Annotated in this window: 13 protein-coding genes; 8 read left to right on the forward strand and 5 right to left on the reverse strand. The window is 64.4% G+C overall.

The annotated features are described in order from the left end of the window. The first annotated feature begins 142 nt into the window (after window positions 1-142). The 4 genes from AC1DB0_RS11605 to AC1DB0_RS11620 all read left to right on the forward strand — a co-directional run bounded on the left by AC1DB0_RS11605 (window position 143) and on the right by AC1DB0_RS11620 (window position 5,618). Window positions 143-1,897 (forward strand): PAS domain-containing sensor histidine kinase, encoded by a 1,755-nt coding sequence (locus AC1DB0_RS11605; protein WP_054426011.1) that lies wholly within the window; start codon window positions 143-145, stop codon window positions 1,895-1,897. Continuing rightward, window positions 1,894-2,520, forward strand: coding sequence for a response regulator transcription factor (locus AC1DB0_RS11610; protein WP_006219003.1), 627 nt, complete (start codon window positions 1,894-1,896; stop codon window positions 2,518-2,520). Before AC1DB0_RS11605 ends, AC1DB0_RS11610 begins: the two co-directional genes overlap by 4 nt. Further along, on the forward strand, window positions 2,517-3,368 hold the full coding sequence (gene folD / locus AC1DB0_RS11615) for a bifunctional methylenetetrahydrofolate dehydrogenase/methenyltetrahydrofolate cyclohydrolase FolD (RefSeq protein ID WP_054426013.1): 852 nt from the start codon (window positions 2,517-2,519) through the stop codon (window positions 3,366-3,368). The genes AC1DB0_RS11610 and folD overlap by 4 nt, the downstream gene beginning before the upstream one ends. A gap of 183 nt (window positions 3,369-3,551) precedes the next feature. Next, entirely contained in the window at window positions 3,552-5,618 is a 2,067-nt protein-coding gene (locus AC1DB0_RS11620) for a M3 family metallopeptidase (protein ID WP_175168404.1), read from the forward strand. Between the two features lie 75 nt (window positions 5,619-5,693). Here the strand turns inward: AC1DB0_RS11620 and AC1DB0_RS11625 are convergent, their stop codons facing one another. After that, a complete protein-coding gene (locus tag AC1DB0_RS11625; protein WP_476757087.1) occupies window positions 5,694-6,446 on the reverse strand; it encodes a class I SAM-dependent methyltransferase in 753 nt (250 codons plus the stop codon). A gap of 305 nt (window positions 6,447-6,751) precedes the next feature. On the opposite strand from AC1DB0_RS11625, the gene AC1DB0_RS11630 reads away from it, so the two are divergent. Continuing rightward, window positions 6,752-7,366 (forward strand): SCO family protein, encoded by a 615-nt coding sequence (locus AC1DB0_RS11630; protein WP_342066599.1) that lies wholly within the window; start codon window positions 6,752-6,754, stop codon window positions 7,364-7,366. Window positions 7,367-7,477: 111 nt separating this feature from the next. After that, window positions 7,478-7,729 carry a GlsB/YeaQ/YmgE family stress response membrane protein gene (locus tag AC1DB0_RS11635; protein ID WP_175168402.1) on the forward strand — a complete coding sequence of 84 codons (252 nt, stop codon included), beginning with the start codon at window positions 7,478-7,480 and terminating at the stop codon, window positions 7,727-7,729. Between the two features lie 89 nt (window positions 7,730-7,818). On the opposite strand, the gene adeC is transcribed toward AC1DB0_RS11635, so the two are convergent. The 3 genes from adeC to AC1DB0_RS11650 are packed head-to-tail and all read right to left on the reverse strand — an operon-like array spanning window position 7,819 to window position 13,837. Beyond that, window positions 7,819-9,450: an AdeC/AdeK/OprM family multidrug efflux complex outer membrane factor gene (gene adeC, locus AC1DB0_RS11640; protein WP_476756912.1), complete on the reverse strand. Its 1,632-nt coding sequence runs from the start codon at window positions 9,448-9,450 to the stop codon at window positions 7,819-7,821. Continuing rightward, window positions 9,450-12,629 carry an efflux RND transporter permease subunit gene (locus AC1DB0_RS11645; RefSeq protein WP_054426020.1) on the reverse strand — a complete coding sequence of 1,060 codons (3,180 nt, stop codon included), beginning with the start codon at window positions 12,627-12,629 and terminating at the stop codon, window positions 9,450-9,452. Before AC1DB0_RS11645 ends, adeC begins: the two co-directional genes overlap by 1 nt. A gap of 14 nt (window positions 12,630-12,643) precedes the next feature. Beyond that, window positions 12,644-13,837 (reverse strand): efflux RND transporter periplasmic adaptor subunit, encoded by a 1,194-nt coding sequence (locus AC1DB0_RS11650; protein ID WP_156336856.1) that lies wholly within the window; start codon window positions 13,835-13,837, stop codon window positions 12,644-12,646. 278 nt (window positions 13,838-14,115) lie between these two features. Between AC1DB0_RS11650 and AC1DB0_RS11655 the strand changes: the two genes are divergently transcribed. Further along, window positions 14,116-15,021 (forward strand): LysR family transcriptional regulator, encoded by a 906-nt coding sequence (locus AC1DB0_RS11655; RefSeq protein WP_054426024.1) that lies wholly within the window; start codon window positions 14,116-14,118, stop codon window positions 15,019-15,021. Window positions 15,022-15,089: 68 nt separating this feature from the next. Here the strand turns inward: AC1DB0_RS11655 and AC1DB0_RS11660 are convergent, their stop codons facing one another. Continuing rightward, on the reverse strand, window positions 15,090-15,821 hold the full coding sequence (locus tag AC1DB0_RS11660; protein WP_054426027.1) for a pseudouridine synthase: 732 nt from the start codon (window positions 15,819-15,821) through the stop codon (window positions 15,090-15,092). 140 nt (window positions 15,822-15,961) lie between these two features. On the opposite strand from AC1DB0_RS11660, the gene AC1DB0_RS11665 reads away from it, so the two are divergent. Further along, a complete protein-coding gene (locus AC1DB0_RS11665) occupies window positions 15,962-16,582 on the forward strand; it encodes a chorismate--pyruvate lyase family protein (protein ID WP_476756913.1) in 621 nt (206 codons plus the stop codon). Window positions 16,583-16,595 lie beyond the last annotated feature (13 nt).

Here is a 16,595-nt window from a genome sequence, read left to right on the forward strand (position 1 = left end):
CATTTCATAATGTGAAATTATGAACGCAAGCTGAATGCTTCCTTACCGGTCTTTTTACGCGGTACGCCAAAAGCGGGGCGTGTTTCCCGGGACTTCACCCCGAACACGCACTAAAATGCGCGGTCTATCTGGCCCGAATTCCATGTCCAGCGCGCCCAAGTCCAATATTCCTACGCCGTTTCACGATCACGCCCGCACCCGCCGCCGCGGCGTGTACTGGGTCACGCCTGCCATGGTGCTGATTCTGTACATCTGTGTGATGGGGGTGTTCTTCTGGCTGCAACGCATTCATGACGATAGCGTCATGTTTGTGACGATCGACCAGGAAATGCGTCAGCAACGCCTGATCTGGGTGGTGCTGGCATTGTCATGCGTGATCGTCATCAGCTTGCTGATGCTGTGGCGCTATACCCGCTTTCGCTCCTCCGCCGAAGCCGCGCTGATCGCTGAAACCGGATTTCGCCGCGCCATGGAAAATTCCATGTCCACCGGCATGCGCGTGCTGGATATGGAAGGCCGCATCGCCTACGTGAACCCCGCCTTCTGCCGCATGATCGGCTGGAACGAGGCCGACCTCATTGGCCGCAGCCCGCCCTTCCCCTATTGGGTGCCCGGCCGCCACGAACAGCATCAGCACACGCTCGACGTCCTGATGTCGGGCAAGACGCCCAGCAGCGGCCTGGAAGTGGAAGCGCAGCGGCGCGACGGCTCGCGCTTCACGGCGCGCATGTATGTGTCGCCGCTGTTGGACCCCAACGGCAACCAGATCGGCTGGATGACCTCCATGACCGACATCACCGAACCCAAGCGCATCCGCGAGGCCCTGACCGCCGCGCACGAGCGTTTCATGACGGTGCTGGAAGGCCTGGACGACGCCATCTCGGTCACGGCCGACACGCACGACGGCCTGGAATTGCTGTTCGCCAACCGCACCTACCGCCGCGTGTTCGGCGCGCAGACGGGCGGCCACGACGAATTGCTGGCCGGCCGCCGCGGCCGCTTCACCGACGAATCGGTGGAAGTGTTCGCGCCGTCGGTGCAGCGCTGGTTTGAAGTGCATCACCGCATGCTGGCCTGGACCGACGGCCGCCGCGTGCGCATGCAAGTCGCGCGCGACATCACCGAACGCCGTGGCCACGAAGAGGCCTCGCGCGTGCAGCAGGAAAAGATCCAGCTCACCAGCCGCCTGACGACGATGGGCGAAATGGCCTCGTCGCTGGCGCACGAACTGAACCAGCCGCTGACCGCCATCGCCAACTACAGCATGGGCGCCGTCGCCCTGGTCAAAGCTGGCCACACCAGCCCCAACATGCTGTTGCCGGCGCTGGAAAAGGCCGCGGCGCAGGCCGAGCGCGCCGGCAAGATCATCAGCCGCATCCGCGAATTCGTGAAGCGCAGCGAGCCGCGCCGCCAGCGCGTGGCCATTGGCCGCATTGTCGACAACGCCATCGGTTTCGCCGAAATCGACGCCCGCAAGCGCCGCATCCGTATCGACAGCTTCGTGCCGTCGAACGCACCTGACGTCCTGGCTGACCCCATCCTGATCGAACAGGTGCTGTTGAACCTGCTGAAGAACGGGCTGGAAGCCATGGAAAACAGCGAGTCCGACGAGCTCAAGGTGGCGGTCATCCTGCACGAGCAGCACATCGAAGTGGCCGTGGTTGACCGCGGCCATGGCCTGGCTGAACCCGAGCGCCTGTTCGAACCCTTCTTCAGCACCAAGACCCAGGGCCTGGGCATGGGGCTGAATATCTGCCGTACCATTATTGAATCGCACCACGGCCGTCTTTGGGCTGACCCGAACCCCGCCGGCGGTACTATTTTCCGCTTTACCCTGCCCTGCGCTGCGTCCCAGACGCAGGCCCAGAATGATCAGTCCGAGGAGTTGCACGCATGAACACGCCCCACCTGTCGAGCACGGTATTCATTGTTGACGACGACGAAGCGGTCCGCGATTCGCTGCGCTGGCTGTTGGAAGCCAACGGCTACCGCGTTCGCGCCTATGCCAGCGGCGAATCCTTCCTGGAAGACTACGACGCCAGCCAGATCGGCGTGCTGATCGCCGACGTGCGCATGCCCGGCATGAGCGGCCTGGAGCTTCAGGAACAACTGATCGCCCGCAACGCGCCGCTGCCCATCGTGTTCATTACCGGCCACGGCGACGTGCCGATGGCCGTGTCCACGATGAAGAAAGGCGCAGTCGATTTTCTGGAAAAGCCCTTCAACGAGTCGGACCTGCGCGAAATCGTTGCGCGCATGCTCGAGCAAGCCACGCAGCGCGTCAGCAAGCACCAGGCTCAGAAGGACCACGAAGCCATGCTGGCACGCCTGACCGCGCGCGAGCAGCAGGTGCTGGAGCGCATCGTCGCCGGCCGCTTGAACAAGCAGATCGCCGACGACCTGGGCATCAGCATCAAGACCGTCGAGGCGCACCGCGCCAACATTATGGAAAAACTGGAAGTGACTACCGTTGCTGATTTGATGAAAGTGGCCTTGGCCAAACCCGAGGCACACGCATGACCGCAAGAGTTATCGATGGCGCAGCACTGTCGCTGCGCATTCGCGAAGAAGTCGCCCAACGCGTCGCCGCTCTGGCTGCCAAGGGCACCCGCCCCGGCCTGGCCGTGGTGCTGGTGGGCGCGGACCCCGCGTCCCAGGTTTACGTGCGCAACAAGGTTGCCGCCTGCGAGAAGGCCGGCCTGCATTCCGTCAAGGAACAGTACCCGGCCGAGATGACCGAGGCCGAACTGCTGGCCCGCATCGCCGTGCTGAATCAGGACCCGACCATTCACGGCATCCTGGTGCAGCTGCCGCTGCCCAAGCATATGGATTCCCACAAGGTCATCGAAGCCATCGCGGCCGAGAAGGACGTGGACGGGTTCCATATCAGCAACGCCGGCCTGCTCATGACCGGCCAGCCGCTGTTCCGCCCCTGCACGCCCTACGGCGTGATGAAGATGCTGGAATCGGAAGGCGTGACGCTGCGCGGCGCTGAAGCCGTGATCGTTGGCGCCAGCAACATCGTCGGCAAGCCGATGGCCATGCTGCTGCTCCAAGCCGGCGCCACCATCACCATCTGCAACTCCAAGACGCGCGATCTGGCGGCCCAGACCCGCCGCGCTGACGTCCTGGTGGTTGCCACCGGCAAGCCGGGCATGATCGACGGCTCGATGATCAAGCCGGGCGCCGTCGTCATCGACGTGGGCATCAACCGCGGCGAAGACGGCAAGCTGTGCGGCGACGTGGATTTCGCTTCCGCCAAGGAAGTGGCCGGCGCCATCACCCCCGTCCCCGGCGGCGTGGGCCCCATGACCATCGCCATGCTGCTGGTCAACACGGTTGAAGCCGCGGAACGCGCCGCAGGCTGATCGTGACACGGCGATGCGCACACCCACACGGGTGCGCATCGCCCTATCTTTTGCAGGCGCCCCAGGCCCCTTGCCCTTGCCCTTGCATTCGGGCGTATCGCCCCTATCTGATTCGTATGTCTTTCGCCGGCGCCGGGCTGCTTGTCTCGCGCGCCGCCTGCTACGTCTTACGCCGGTAACACCATGACCCAGAACCCCCTGCTCGCTCCCGTCTCCGACCTGGTCGACTATGCGGCCGTCAAGCCCGGGCACATCGTGCCCGCCGTCGAGGAACTGCTGGGCATCGCCCGCAAGGCCGTCGACCACGCCGCCGATGCTGCGCTGGCGCCCACCTGGGAAGCGGTCGTGGAACCGCTGGATACCGCTTCTGAGCGCCTGTGGCGCGCGTGGTCGGTGGCTGGCCACCTGAATGCGGTGGTCAACACGCCGGAACTGCGCGAGGCCTATAACGCCGCGCTGCCGCTGATTACCGAATTTTCGACCTGGGTCGGCCTGCACGAAGGGCTGTACAAGCAGTACCAGCGTCTGGCTGCCGCCCCCGATTTCGCCACCTGGTCGCCCGTGCGCCGCCGCATCGTGGAAATGGCGCTGCGCGATTTCCGCTTGAGCGGCGTTGAGCTGCAAGGCGCCGACCGCGAACGCTACGCCGCCATCTCCGACCGCGAAGCCCAGGCCTCGCAGAAGTTCTCGGAAAACGTGCTGGACGCCATTGACGCCTGGTCGCTGCTGGTCGAAGACGACGCCCGTCTGGCCGGCATCCCGGCTGATGTGCTGTCCGCCGCCCGCGCCGCCGCCGAAGAAGATGGCAAGCCCGGCTGGAAGCTGACGCTGAAAATGCCCTGCTACCTGCCCGTCATGCAATACGCGCAAGACCGGTCGCTGCGCGAAGCGCTGTACCGCGGCTACGGCACGGTGGCGTCCGAACAAGGCGACGCCAAGTTCGACAATTCCCCCCTGATCGAAGAACTGCTCTCGCTGCGCGCCGAAGAATCCGGCCTGCTGGGCCTGGGCACCTACGCCTCGCTGCGCCTGCAAACCCGCATGGCCCGCGACGCCAGCGAAGTCACCGTATTCCTGCGTGATCTGGCTGCCCGCGCCAAGCCTTACGCCCAGCGCGACTTGGCGGAACTGAAGGCCTACGCCACCGGCGAGCTCGGCCTGGACGAGCTCCAGCCGTGGGATGTGGCCTTTGCCTCGGAACGCCTGCGCGAATCGCGCTACGCCTATTCCGAAGACGAAGTGAAGCAGTACTTCACCGAGCCGCGCGTGCTGGCGGGCTTGTTCGAAGTCATTGAAAAGCTGTTCGACGTCCGCTTGACGGAAACGCCCGTCTCTACCTGGCATAGCGACGCGCGCGGTGTGCGTGTGGAGCGCGCCGATGGCGGCCTGATCGGCTATCTGTACCTGGATCTGTACGCCCGCTCCGGCAAGCAAAGCGGCGCGTGGGTGGATAGCGAACGCGCGCGCCGCGTCATCGCCGGCCAGGTGCAGACGCCCGTTGTTTACCTGACCTGCAATTTCTCGCGCCCCAACGGCGACCGCGCCGCCGTGCTCACGCACGACGACGTCATCACGCTGTTCCACGAAACCGGCCACGCGCTGCACGCCCTGCTGTCGGAAGTTGACGAGCCCGGCGCGGCCGCGTTCGCCAGCGTCGAATGGGACGCCATTGAACTGCCCTCGCAGTTCATGGAGAACTTCTGCTGGGAATGGGCGGTGGTGCAAAAGCTGTCGGCCCATGTGGACACCGGCGAACCGCTGCCGCGTGCGCTCTACGACCGCCTGGTCGCCGCGCGCAACTACCAAAGCGGCATGCAGGCCGTGCGCCAGATCGAATTCGCCTTGTTCGACATGCTGATGCATGACCGCGCCAAGGGCGCCACCATCACCGAAGTGCTGGCCTTGCTGCAAGAAGTGCGCCAGGAAGTGGCCGTGCTGTTCCCGCCCGCCTGGCATCGCCTGCCGCACGCGTTCTCGCACCTGTTCGCAGGCGGCTACGGCGCGGGCTACTACAGCTACAAGTGGGCCGAAGTGCTGTCCGCTGACGCGTACGAAGCCTTCGAGGAAGCGGCGGCCAAGCAGCCCGGCAACCCCTTGGGCACGCTTGATCCGGAAACCGGCGCGCGCTTTCGCCGCGAAGTGCTGGCCGTGGGCGGCTCGCGCCCGGCGGCGGATTCGTTCGCCGCCTTCCGTGGCCGCGCACCGCGTATCGACGCCCTGCTGCGCCACAGCGGCATGAGCGGCAACTGATCACGCCGCTTTATCGTAAAAGGCCCACGGTGGCCCCATCGTGAAAGGCCCCCAGCAGCTTGCTGGGGGCCTTTTTCATGCCTGCGCTGAAACCGGTTCGTCCGGCCGGCGCGCCGACACCACCAGCCAGCGTCCATGCACTGACTGATCAGACCCGGCCTGCTTCCAGAAATGGCGCACGTCTTCGTTCTCGGCGCGCTTGACGCGGCGCCGGTTATACAGGCGCGAAGGAATCGCCAGCAGACGTTCGATCATCCGCTTGGGCTTGGGCTCGTCGACCTCGTGCAAGGTAATGTCCGTGAACCCGTAGTGCGATAGCAGCAGGTGCAGTTGCGGAAAGCTGAAGGGGAAATACGTGATGTAGTCTTCGCCGCGCTGCCGCCCGACCATGGGGCGAAAGCCAGAATGAAACCCCCGCATCAGGAACTGCAACCGTGACCGCAGATACCACGTATTGGGTGTGGTGATGATCAGCGTGCCGCCCGGCCGCAGCGCGCGGTACAGGCTTTGCACCAGCACGCCCGGGTTGGTCATCAGGTGGATGGCCTCGCAACACACGGCCGCATCATAGGCCGTGCTGACGGCCAAAGGCGTGTCCAGATCGTGTTCGGTAACCGACTGATAGCCTGCCGATGCTGGCGGAAATTCCCACAGGCCCACGCCATCCACGGCGGTTTTGCGCGTACCGGTGGCCGACAACATATCGCCCAGCCAGCCGGTGCCGCAGGGCGCATCCAACACCCGATCGGCGTTGCGGCTGCGCAGAACATCGACCACTACCGGGTAATACGGGAACAACGGATAACGAATTGCCGTGCCGGATGCCATATCCACGTTCAGGACCTTCCTGTAGCTGTATTGCTGGACAAGGCTCTGAATATAGACTGCACACCACGCCGATGGAATGACTTTGCGCGCCTCTCGAACACTATCCCCACAAAGCTTCACAAATGGCCCGGGGCCGTGCGCCCGCAACGAATGTTTGCGCCAGAACAAGAAGCTGGCTCGCGCCACACCGCTTAGGGCCCGCCCGGCGCCAGTCAGCCGGGCGCGTGCAGGTAGAATCATCGGGTTTGACCGGGCTTGTTCCTGGACGTATCGCTCCTACAACTCTTTCGGCCTCTCCTGGACTCATGCGACACCTTCTTACCGGCCGCGCCTGGCGCGGCCTGCTGTTGGCCTTGTGCGTGCTGCTTGCGGCTTGCGGCGATCGAAACGTCGACTGGACGCTTTACAACGTCAAGGGCCACCTGCCCGACCTGAAATTCTCGCTGCCCGGCGCGGGCGGCAAGACCGTCAGCAGTGACGACTTAAAGGGCAAGACGGTGCTGCTGTTCTTCGGCTACGCCAGCTGCCCGGACATCTGCCCGACTACCATGGCGCAATTGACGGCCGTGCTGCAAAACTTGGGCGACAAGGCCAAGAACGTGCGCATCCTGTTCGTCAGCGTGGACCCGCACCGCGACACGCCCGACATCCTGCAAGCCTACGTCAATGCGTTCAACAACAGCGCCATTGGCGTAACGGGCGACGAAAAGCAGATTGCTGACCTGGCGCGCCGCTACCGCGTGGCCTATCAAATTGAAAAACCCCGCCCGGGTGACGACGCCGACATGTACGAAGTGACGCACAGCCGCGGTGTGTATATTTTCGACAAGGACGGCCGCGCACGCCTCTTGGCGTCCGACACCGACAGCATCGAAGCGCTGACCAAAGACGTACGCCAGTTGATCGACATCACCTCCTGAGCCAGGCCGTTCAGAACGAACCCCCGCACACCAGTTGTTACAGCCGAACGATTCCGAGCATGAGTATCATCACTGCACATCGTCCCTTTTTCCCTGGTAAGGAGTAAGCGCATGAGCATTGTCATCATGATCATCGTCGGATTCATCGTGGGCCTGATCGCCCGCGCCATCATGCCCGGAGACCAGAACATGGGGATCATCATGACCACCATTCTGGGTATCGTCGGCGCGGTGGTCGCTGGCTTTCTGGGTCAGTCGATGGGCTGGTACGCCCAGGGCGAACCGGCCGGCTGGATCGCGTCGGTGGTGGGCGCCATCATCGTCCTGTTCGTGGTGGGCCTGATCGCCAAGAAACGCACCTGACGATTCCTGCCGGGTAAGCAATAAAAAACGGGCCGATCTTTCGATCGGCCCGTTTTGCATTCCGGCGCGCGGGGTGCGGCGGATATCGCTTAAGACCCGGAACCCGTCACCGCCGGCGCCGTCTGGCTTGCCGGCTGCGCTCCGGGTTGAACGGCGGGTTGAACGGCGGGTTGAACGGCGGGTTGAGCTGCCGGTTGAACTCCGGGTTGAGCGGCGGGTTGCGCTGCCGGTTGAACTCCGGGTTGCGCTGCGGATTGCCCCGCTGACTGCTGCGCCATCACCGTGCGCTCGGTCCAGCCGCCGCCCAGCACCTTGTACAAGGTCACCAGATTCGACAAGCGGGCCAGGCGCGTGTCCACCAGCGCCTGCTGCGCGCTGTACAGCGAACGCTGGGAATCCAGCACGCTCAGGTAGTCATCGATACCCTGACGGAAGCGCTGATCCGACGCGTCGTAGGCGCGTTGGTTGGCGTTGACCAACAGGCGCTGCGCCTGAATCTGGTCGTCCAGCGTACCGCGTCCGGCCAGCGCGTCCGCCACTTCGCGGAATCCCGTCTGGATGGACTTCTCGTACTGCGCGACCTGGATGTTCTTCTGCACCTTGGCCAAATCCAGACCCGCCAGCAGCGAGCCGCCCGCGAAAATCGGCACGGTGATCTGGGGCACGAAGCTCCAGGCGCCGGAACCGCCGTCGAACAGGCCGCCCAGACTGGCGCTGGCGGTACCCGCCTGGCCGGTCAGGCTGATGGTGGGGAAGAACGCCGCGCGCGCCGCGCCGATGTTGGCGTTGGCGCCCTTCAACTGATGCTCGGCCGCGCGGATGTCCGGACGGCGCGCCAGCAGGTCAGACGGCAGGCCGGCGGGCAAGGTCGTCGGCAGCATGCCGTCGTCCAGCTTCATGGCCTGATCCAGCGCGGCGGTGATCTCGGGCGACATGGGCTGGCCCACCAGCAGCGTCAACGCATTGCGGTCCTGCGCAGCCTGGCGCGTGTATTGCGACAGGTTGCGCTGGGCCGTGCGCAGCGACACTTCGGCCTGGCTCAAGTCCAGCGCGGTGGCCAGGCCCTGGTCGTAGCTTTGCTTCGTCAGCTGGAAGGAATCTTCCTGGCTCTTCAACGTGTCGCGCGTCAGGCTCAGCAGTTCCTGGTCGGCGCGCAACGTCAGATAAGCGTTAGCCACTTCGGCAATCAGCGTCAGTTGCGTGGCCGTGCGGGTTTCGTCCAGCGCCAGATAGGATTCCAGCGCCTTGTCGCTCAGGCTGCGGATACGGCCGAACAGGTCCAGTTCCCAAGCCGACATGGCGGCGCCCACCTGGTAGCTGTGGCTGGTCGTGGCGCGGCCGCTGGCGGACAAGTCCGCCGGCGTGCGCTGGGCCGATTCCTGGCCGGCGATGCCCACGCTGGGCATCAGGTCGGCGCGCTGAATGCGGTACTGCGCACGCGCCGCTTCCACGTTCAGGGCCGCCACGCGCAAGTCGCGGTTGTTCGCCAGCGACAGTTCAATCAGCTGCTGCAAAAGCGGGTCGCTGAAGAAGTCGCGCCAGCCGATATCGGCGGTGGACATCCCCAACGCCGCCTGCGAACCGTCCGCCTTGTAGGCCGGGCCGGTGGGGTACGCGGCGTCGACCGGCGCGTCGGGCCGTTCGTAGGTCGGGGCCAGCGAGCAGCCCGCCAGGGCCGCCGCCAGAGAAACAGACAACAAGGTTCTCATCGGAAATTTCATTACGGTCGTCCTTCCGCGGACACGTCCTGCGAGCCATTGGCGCTGGTGTCGTGCTTGTCGAGGTTCTCGCTCATGCGCTTCACCTTGAACATGCGCAGCATGATCACAAAGAACGCGGGGACAAAGAAAATAGCCAGGAAGGTGCCGGTCAACATACCGCCGATCACGCCGGTGCCGATGGCGTTCTGGCTGCCCGACCCCGCACCCGACGAGATCGCCAGCGGCGTCACGCCCAGGATGAACGCCAGGGACGTCATCAGAATCGGACGCAGGCGCTGGCGGGCGGCGTGAATGGCCGATTCCGTCAGGCTCGCGCCGGATTCAAAGTGCTCTTTGGCGAACTCCACAATCAAGATGGCGTTTTTGGCCGCCAGCCCCACTGTGGTGAGCAGCCCCACCTGGAAGTACACGTCGTTGGACAAGCCGCGCGCCAACGTCGCCAGCAGCACGCCGATAATCCCCAGCGGCACCACCAGCATGACCGCCGTCGGAATCGACCAGCTTTCATACAGCGCGGCCAGGCACAGGAACACCACGATCAGCGAAATGGCGTAGAGGGCCGGCGCCTGCGAACCCGACAGGCGCTCTTCAAACGACAAGCCCGTCCATTCAAAGCCCACGCCCACCGGCAGCTTGGCCGCCAGCTTTTCCATTTCTTCCATCGCCGCGCCCGAGCTATAACCCGGCGCCGCCTGGCCCTGGATGTTGTAGGACGGCACGCCGTTGTAGCGGTTCAGCTTTTGCGGGCCGAAGCTCCACGTCGCTTTCGAGAACGCCGAGAACGGCACCATGTCGCCCGCGCTGTTGCGCACATACCATTTGTTCAGGTCTTCCGGCAGCATGCGTGACGAGGCCTCGCCCTGCGCAAACACCTTCTTCACGCGGCCACGGTCGATGAAGTCGTTGACGTACGACGAGCCCCACGCGGTAGCCAGCGTGCTGTTGATGTCCGACACGGCCACGCCAAGCGCACGCGCTTTTTCGCGGTCGATATCCAGCTGGTACTGCGGCGCATCTTCAATGCCGTTGGGGCGCACGCCCACCAGCACCGGGCTCTTCGCGGCTTCGCCCAGCAGCTGATTGCGCGCGGCAAGCAGCTTTTCATGGCCCACGCCTGCGCGGTCCATCAGTTGGAAGTCAAAGCCGGTGACGTTACCCAGTTCCATCACGGACGGCGGCGGCACCACGAACAGTTGCGCACGGCGCTCGGTCTTGCCGAAGTGCGCGTTGGCGCGTGCCGCCACGGCGCCGGCCTTCAGCTTGGCGTCGCCCCGCTCTTCCCAGTCTCGCAGCTTGATGAACAGGATGGACGCGTTCTGGCCGCGGCCGCCGAAGTTGAAACCGTTGACGGCGAACACCGAGGTCACGGCGTCTTTTTCTTCGGTCAGCAGGTACTTCGTGGCGTCATCGATAACGGCCTTGGTCGCTTCCGCCGTGGCGCCCGCAGGCGTCTGGATCTGGGCGAACAAAATGCCCTGGTCTTCCGCCGGCAGGAACGCCGTGGGAATGCGCGTGAAGAGCCAGCCCATTGCAATGACCAGCGCCAGGTACACCACCATCAGACGCTTGGTGCGGTTAAGCCCGCGCGCCACGCTGTTGGCGTAGCCGTTGCTGCTGCGTTCGAAGGTGCGGTTGAACCAGCCGAAGAAACCCCGCTTCGTGCCGTGATGGCCCTTCGGAATGGGCTTGAGCAACGTCGCGCACAACGCCGGCGTGAAGACGATGGCCACCAGCACCGACAGCACCATCGACGACACGATCGTGATCGAGAACTGGCGATAGATCACGCCCGTTGAACCGCCAAAGAACGCCATCGGGATGAACACGGCGGCCAGCACCATGGCGATACCGATCAGCGCGCCGGTGATCTGGCTCATGGACTTGCGGGTTGCCTGCTTCGGTGTCAGCCCTTCTTCGGCCATCACCCGTTCAACGTTTTCCACCACCACGATGGCGTCGTCCACCAAGAGGCCAATGGCCAGCACCATACCGAACATGGTCAAGGTGTTGATGGAATAACCGAAGGCGGCCAGCACGCCGAACGTGCCCAGCAGCACCACCGGCACGGCCAGCGTGGGGATGATGGTGGCGCGGAAGTTCTGCAGAAACAGGTACATCACCAGGAACACCAGGATGATGGCCTCGACCAGCGTCTTGAACACTTCGTGAATCGACAGGCTGACAAACGGCGTCGTGTCATACGGATACACGACGTCCATGCCCGGCGGGAAGTACGGCTTCAAGTTGTTGATGGTGTCGCGCACGGCCTGCGCCGTGTCCAGGGCGTTTGCGCCCGGCGCCAGCTTGATGGCCAGGCCCGAGGCGGGCTTGCCGTTGTAGAAGCTGTCGATGGCGTAGGTCTGGCCGCCCAGTTCAATGCGCGAGACATCAGCCAGGCGCACTTGCGAACCATCGGTGTTGACCTTGAGCAGGATGCGGCCGAAATCTTCCGGCTTCTCCAGGCGCGACGGCCCGATGATGGTGGCGTTCAGCTGCTGCCCGCGCACGGACGGCAGGCCGCCCAGCTGGCCGGACGACACCTGCACGTTCTGTTCCTTGATGGCCGCCACCACGTCAACCGTGGTCAGCCCGTAGTTCACGAGTTTGGCGGGGTCCAGCCAGATGCGCATCGCGTACTGCGAGCCAAACAGCTGGAAGTCGCCCACGCCCTGCGTACGGCTGATGGGGTCCTGGACGTACGACGCGACATAGTCGGCCAAGTCGTCCTTGGTCATCGTGCCGTCGGTGGACACAAAGCCCGCCACGATCAGGAAGTTCTTTGTGGCCTTGGTGACGCGGATGCCCTGCTGCTGCACTTCCTGCGGCAAGAGCGGCTGCGCCAGCGCCAGCTTGTTCTGCACCTGCACCTGCGCCGTGTCCGGGTTGGTGCCTTGCTTGAACGTCAGCGTGATGGACATGCTGCCGTCGGAGTTGCTTTCCGACGAGATGTACTGCAAGCCGTCCAGACCGTTCATCTGCTGCTCGATCACCTGCACCACGGTGTCCTGCACGGTCTGCGCGGACGCGCCCGGGTAGGTCACCGCGATGCCGATGGCCGGCGGCGCGATGTTGGGGTACTGGGAGACCGGCAATTGCAGGATGGACAGCGCGCCGGCCATCATCAGCACGATCGCGATCACCCAGGCGAAAACCGGCCTATCGATAAAAAACTTTGCCATGCATGGCTCCCTGATTACTGCTTGGCCGGCGCGGCGTTCGCCGCGTTAGCCGCATTCGCCGCTTGCGGCTGCTGCGCATTGGCGCCGGCTTCCGTCGCAACGACTTCCACGCCCGGACGCACCATTTGCAGACCTTCCACGATCACCTTGTCGCCCGCGGCCAGGCCGTCGGTGACCAGCCACTTGTCGCCAATGGCGCGGTCGGTCTTCAGTTCACGCAGTTCCACCTGGTTCTTGGCATTGACGACCAGCGCCGTCGGCAGGCCGCGCTGGTTGCGCGTCACACCGCGTTGCGGCACCAGCAGGCCGTCGGCGGCCACGCCATCAGCCAGGCGGGCACGCACGAACATGCCGGGCAAGAGACGGCGATCCGGGTTGGGGAACACCGCGCGCAGCGTGATGGAACCCGTGCCCTGGTCCACGGTCACTTCCGAGAACTGGAGCTTGCCGGTCTGCTTGTATTGCGAGCCGTCTTCCAAGGTCAGCGTGACCAGCGCGGCTTGTTCGCCGTCGGCCCGCTTCAACTGGCCGCTGGCCAAGGCGTCCTGCAAACGCAAGAGCTGCACGCTGGACTGGGTCACGTCAACGTAGATCGGGTCAATTTGCTGCACTGCAGCCAAAGCGCCCGTCTGGTTGGCCGTAACCAGCGCGCCTTCGGTCACGGAAGAACGGCCGATGATGCCGTCAATCGGCGACAGCACCTTGGTGTAAACCAGGTTGATACGCGCAGTGTCCAGCGCGGCCTTGGCCGACAGCACGTCGGCGGCGGCCTGGTCGCGCGAGGCCACGGCGTTGTCATAGGTCTGTTGGCTGACGGCGCGGGTGGCAACCAGCGGCTTGTAGCGTTCGGCCAGCAAGGCAGCCGTCTTCTGCTGCGCCTGTGCGCGGGCCAATGCGGCCTTCTGGCTATCGAAGCTGGCTTGGTACAACGCGGGATCGATCTGATAGAGCTGTTCGCCGGCCTTGACCTCGCCGCCTTCGGTAAACAGGCGCTTCTGAACGATGCCGTTCACCTGGGGCCGGACTTCAGCCACGCGGAATGCGGACGTGCGGCCCGGCAATTCAGTGGTGAGCGAAACGGGCTGCGTCGTCAGGGTCACCACCGAAACTTGCGGCTTGCCCGCCTGCGGCGCGTCCTGCTTCTTGCCGCAAGCGGCCAGCGTGAGAGCCGATGCCGTCAGCGTGACAACTGCCGCGCTGCGCCACATAGCGCTTTTCTTATTCATAGATTGCATTCCCGAAAAAAATAGTCGGCCCCCACGCAGCGTCCGCTCTCGCGGATGTGCGGGACCATGTGCATCAACTGGGTGGATTCGCGTTGAACACGCAGGCTGGGCTTTATCGCATTGCTGCATTGCGGAACCCGCATTTTGAGTTATCCCGCCCCAGAAACAAAGGGGCGCAATAAGAAAACATCATTCCATTTATGGGACAATTCCGAGCACCCGGTCTATGACAGAATCTCGCCATGAAACGATTACAAGGCATGGAACTCTTCGTCGAAGTCGCCAAAACGCATAGTTTTAGCCGTGCTGCCGCGACATTGGGCGTCCCGAAATCCACCTTGTCTCGCCAGGTGGCCGAATTGGAACGGTCGGTCGGCCTGCGATTGCTGAGCCGCACCACCCGCAAGGTCGAACTGACCGACGCCGGGCGCTTGTACTTTGAACGCTGCCAGCGCATCGTCGCCGAAGCGCAGATTGCCCATGAAGAATTGCAGAAGCTGGTCGATACGCCAGCCGGGCCGCTGCGGGTGAACATGCCCGCGGATTTCGGCACGGACTTCCTGGCTGAATCGTTCATGGAGTTCTCCCGCCGCTATCCCGACGTCACGTTTTTCCTGGATCTGGCAAATCCGGACCACGCCTCACGCGTGTTCCAGACTTGCGATATCTCGATCGAAATCGGCGACCTGCCCGACTCGACGCAGATTGCAAGGCTGCTGGGCATGCTGCCCGCCCATCTGTATGCCTCGCACGAATACCTGGAGAAGCACGGGGAACCCAAACATCCCAGTGACTTGACCCGCCACGAGTGCATCGAATTCCGCGCAGAAGGCGCTGGCCGCGTCACGCGCTGGCCGCTCAACTGCGGTGACCAGCACATCGAGTTCACGCCGGGCAACCGGTTTTCCGTCAACGGCGTGGCCATGGCGCGGCGCCTGGCCATGCTGGGCGCGGGCATCGCGGTGCTGGTGGGCGGCCAGACGGCCGAACAGCAGTCCGGGCAGTTGCGGCGCGTGCTGCCAGATTGGCAGCTGGGGCCGTTTCCCGTTTATGCGGTCACCGAAACCCGGCTTCTACCCGCCAAGACCCGGATCTTCATCGAATTTCTGATGGAGCGTCTGGGCAGCGGCGGGCAAACGAAGGATACGCCCGCTTTCATGAAATAGCGGGGGCACGGAAACAGATTGAAAAATCTACTGACCGCCGACATCACTTGTCGGCGGAGCCGATCAATTCAAAATCCCTCGTCGTCGCGCAGATAGCGCCACTGCCCCAGGGGAAGATCGCCTAGCGACACGCGGCCAATGCGCACGCGTTTCAAGCCTATGACCTTCAGGCCAACCAGTTCGCACATGCGGCGGATCTGGCGCTTTTTGCCTTCGCGCAGCACAAAGCGCAGCTGGTCGTGATTCTGCCAACGCACCTGCGCGGGTTTCAGCGCCTTGCCGTCCAGCGACAGGCCGTGGTTCAGCAGCGCCAGCCCACGGTCGGACAAGTCGCCCTGCACGCGCACCAGGTATTCCTTGTCAACGCTGGAGTCTTCACCGATCAGATGCTTGGCGATGCGGCCATCTTGCGTCAGCACCAGCAGGCCCTGGGAATCAATATCCAGCCGGCCGGCCACGGCCAGCCCTTCCAGATGCGCGCGCTCGAAGCGTTGCGGATGCCGGCATCCAGCAAAGCGCGAGCGCGAATCAATGAGCGCCACCGCGGGCGTATAGCCTTTTTCCGCCTGGCCCGACACATAGCCCACCGGCTTGTTGATCAGGATGGTGACGCGCGAGGTCTGGCGCGCCTGCGCGGCGCGCTCCAGCGTGATGACCTGATCGGGATACGCCTTGGCGCCCAATTCGGACACCACAACGCCGTCCACGCGGACCCAGCCGCGTTCGATATAGCTGTCGGCCTCGCGGCGCGAGCAGAGTCCGCGCTCGGACATGAGCTTGGAGATTCGTACTTTTTCCATGGGCGGTATTGTATGCGGACGCGGGTGACCTGCATGGGCCGCCCGCATGTGCACGTCAAGCGCCGGCTGAGCGCCGCGCCCCCGCCTGCGGCATTGCGACGCAGGCAGGCCGCCAGCAGGGCTTGGCATAATACGCAGCCATGATGAAACCCGCAGCCCATCACCCCCCTCTTGCCGCAGGCTGGCTGGCCGCCGCGCCGCCCGTCCTGCCCCCTGCCCTGCGCCACTGGCTGTTCCGCCCGGGCGCACTCACCGCCGGCCTGCGCCAGGTTGGCCACGTCCGCCTGCGCGTGCTGGCCGAGTACGCCGACGGCGCGCCCCGCGACGAAGCGCTGGCCATGGGCATCGCCCCCGGCTCGCCGGTATGGATACGCGAAGTGCTGATGTCGGTGAACGGCGTGGACAGCGTGCCCGCCCGCAGCCTGACGCCGCTGCGCGCCTCGCACGGCGCCTGGCAAGGCATGCGCCGCCTGCTGACCCGGCCGCTGGCCGACATGCTGTATCACGACAGCACCGTCATCCGCTCACCGTTCGCGTGCCGCCGCCTGGCCTCGCCCGTGCCGTTTTACGCCACGGCGCGCGATGTGCTGCCGGCCAATCGCCGGGAACAGGATGCGGGCCGCGTCTGGGCACGCAGGTCCGTCTTCTGGCGCCAAGGCCAGCCGCTGCTGGTGGCGGAGTGCTTCCTGCCCGGGTTCTGGGACTTGATCGCCAATCAGCCGGCGCCGCCGCTGGTGCCGCATCAACGCACGGCGCGGTAAGGGTTACAGACTA

This window comes from Achromobacter sp. 10T422, assembly GCF_056394065.1.

Excerpts from the sequence above, each read along its gene's own strand:
- AC1DB0_RS11605 (WP_054426011.1), top strand. The coding sequence starts at position 143 with ATGTCCAGCGCGCCCAAGTCCAATATTCCTACGCCGTTTCACGATCAC.
- AC1DB0_RS11610 (WP_006219003.1), top strand. The coding sequence starts at position 1,894 with ATGAACACGCCCCACCTGTCGAGCACGGTATTCATTGTTGACGACGAC.
- folD (WP_054426013.1), top strand. The coding sequence starts at position 2,517 with ATGACCGCAAGAGTTATCGATGGCGCAGCACTGTCGCTGCGCATTCGC.
- AC1DB0_RS11620 (WP_175168404.1), top strand. The coding sequence starts at position 3,552 with ATGACCCAGAACCCCCTGCTCGCTCCCGTCTCCGACCTGGTCGACTAT.
- AC1DB0_RS11625 (WP_476757087.1), bottom strand. The coding sequence starts at position 6,446 with ATGGCATCCGGCACGGCAATTCGTTATCCGTTGTTCCCGTATTACCCG.
- AC1DB0_RS11630 (WP_342066599.1), top strand. The coding sequence starts at position 6,752 with ATGCGACACCTTCTTACCGGCCGCGCCTGGCGCGGCCTGCTGTTGGCC.
- AC1DB0_RS11635 (WP_175168402.1), top strand. The coding sequence starts at position 7,478 with ATGAGCATTGTCATCATGATCATCGTCGGATTCATCGTGGGCCTGATC.
- adeC (WP_476756912.1), bottom strand. The coding sequence starts at position 9,450 with ATGAAATTTCCGATGAGAACCTTGTTGTCTGTTTCTCTGGCGGCGGCC.
- AC1DB0_RS11645 (WP_054426020.1), bottom strand. The coding sequence starts at position 12,629 with ATGGCAAAGTTTTTTATCGATAGGCCGGTTTTCGCCTGGGTGATCGCG.
- AC1DB0_RS11650 (WP_156336856.1), bottom strand. The coding sequence starts at position 13,837 with ATGTGGCGCAGCGCGGCAGTTGTCACGCTGACGGCATCGGCTCTCACG.
- AC1DB0_RS11655 (WP_054426024.1), top strand. The coding sequence starts at position 14,116 with ATGGAACTCTTCGTCGAAGTCGCCAAAACGCATAGTTTTAGCCGTGCT.
- AC1DB0_RS11660 (WP_054426027.1), bottom strand. The coding sequence starts at position 15,821 with ATGGAAAAAGTACGAATCTCCAAGCTCATGTCCGAGCGCGGACTCTGC.
- AC1DB0_RS11665 (WP_476756913.1), top strand. The coding sequence starts at position 15,962 with ATGATGAAACCCGCAGCCCATCACCCCCCTCTTGCCGCAGGCTGGCTG.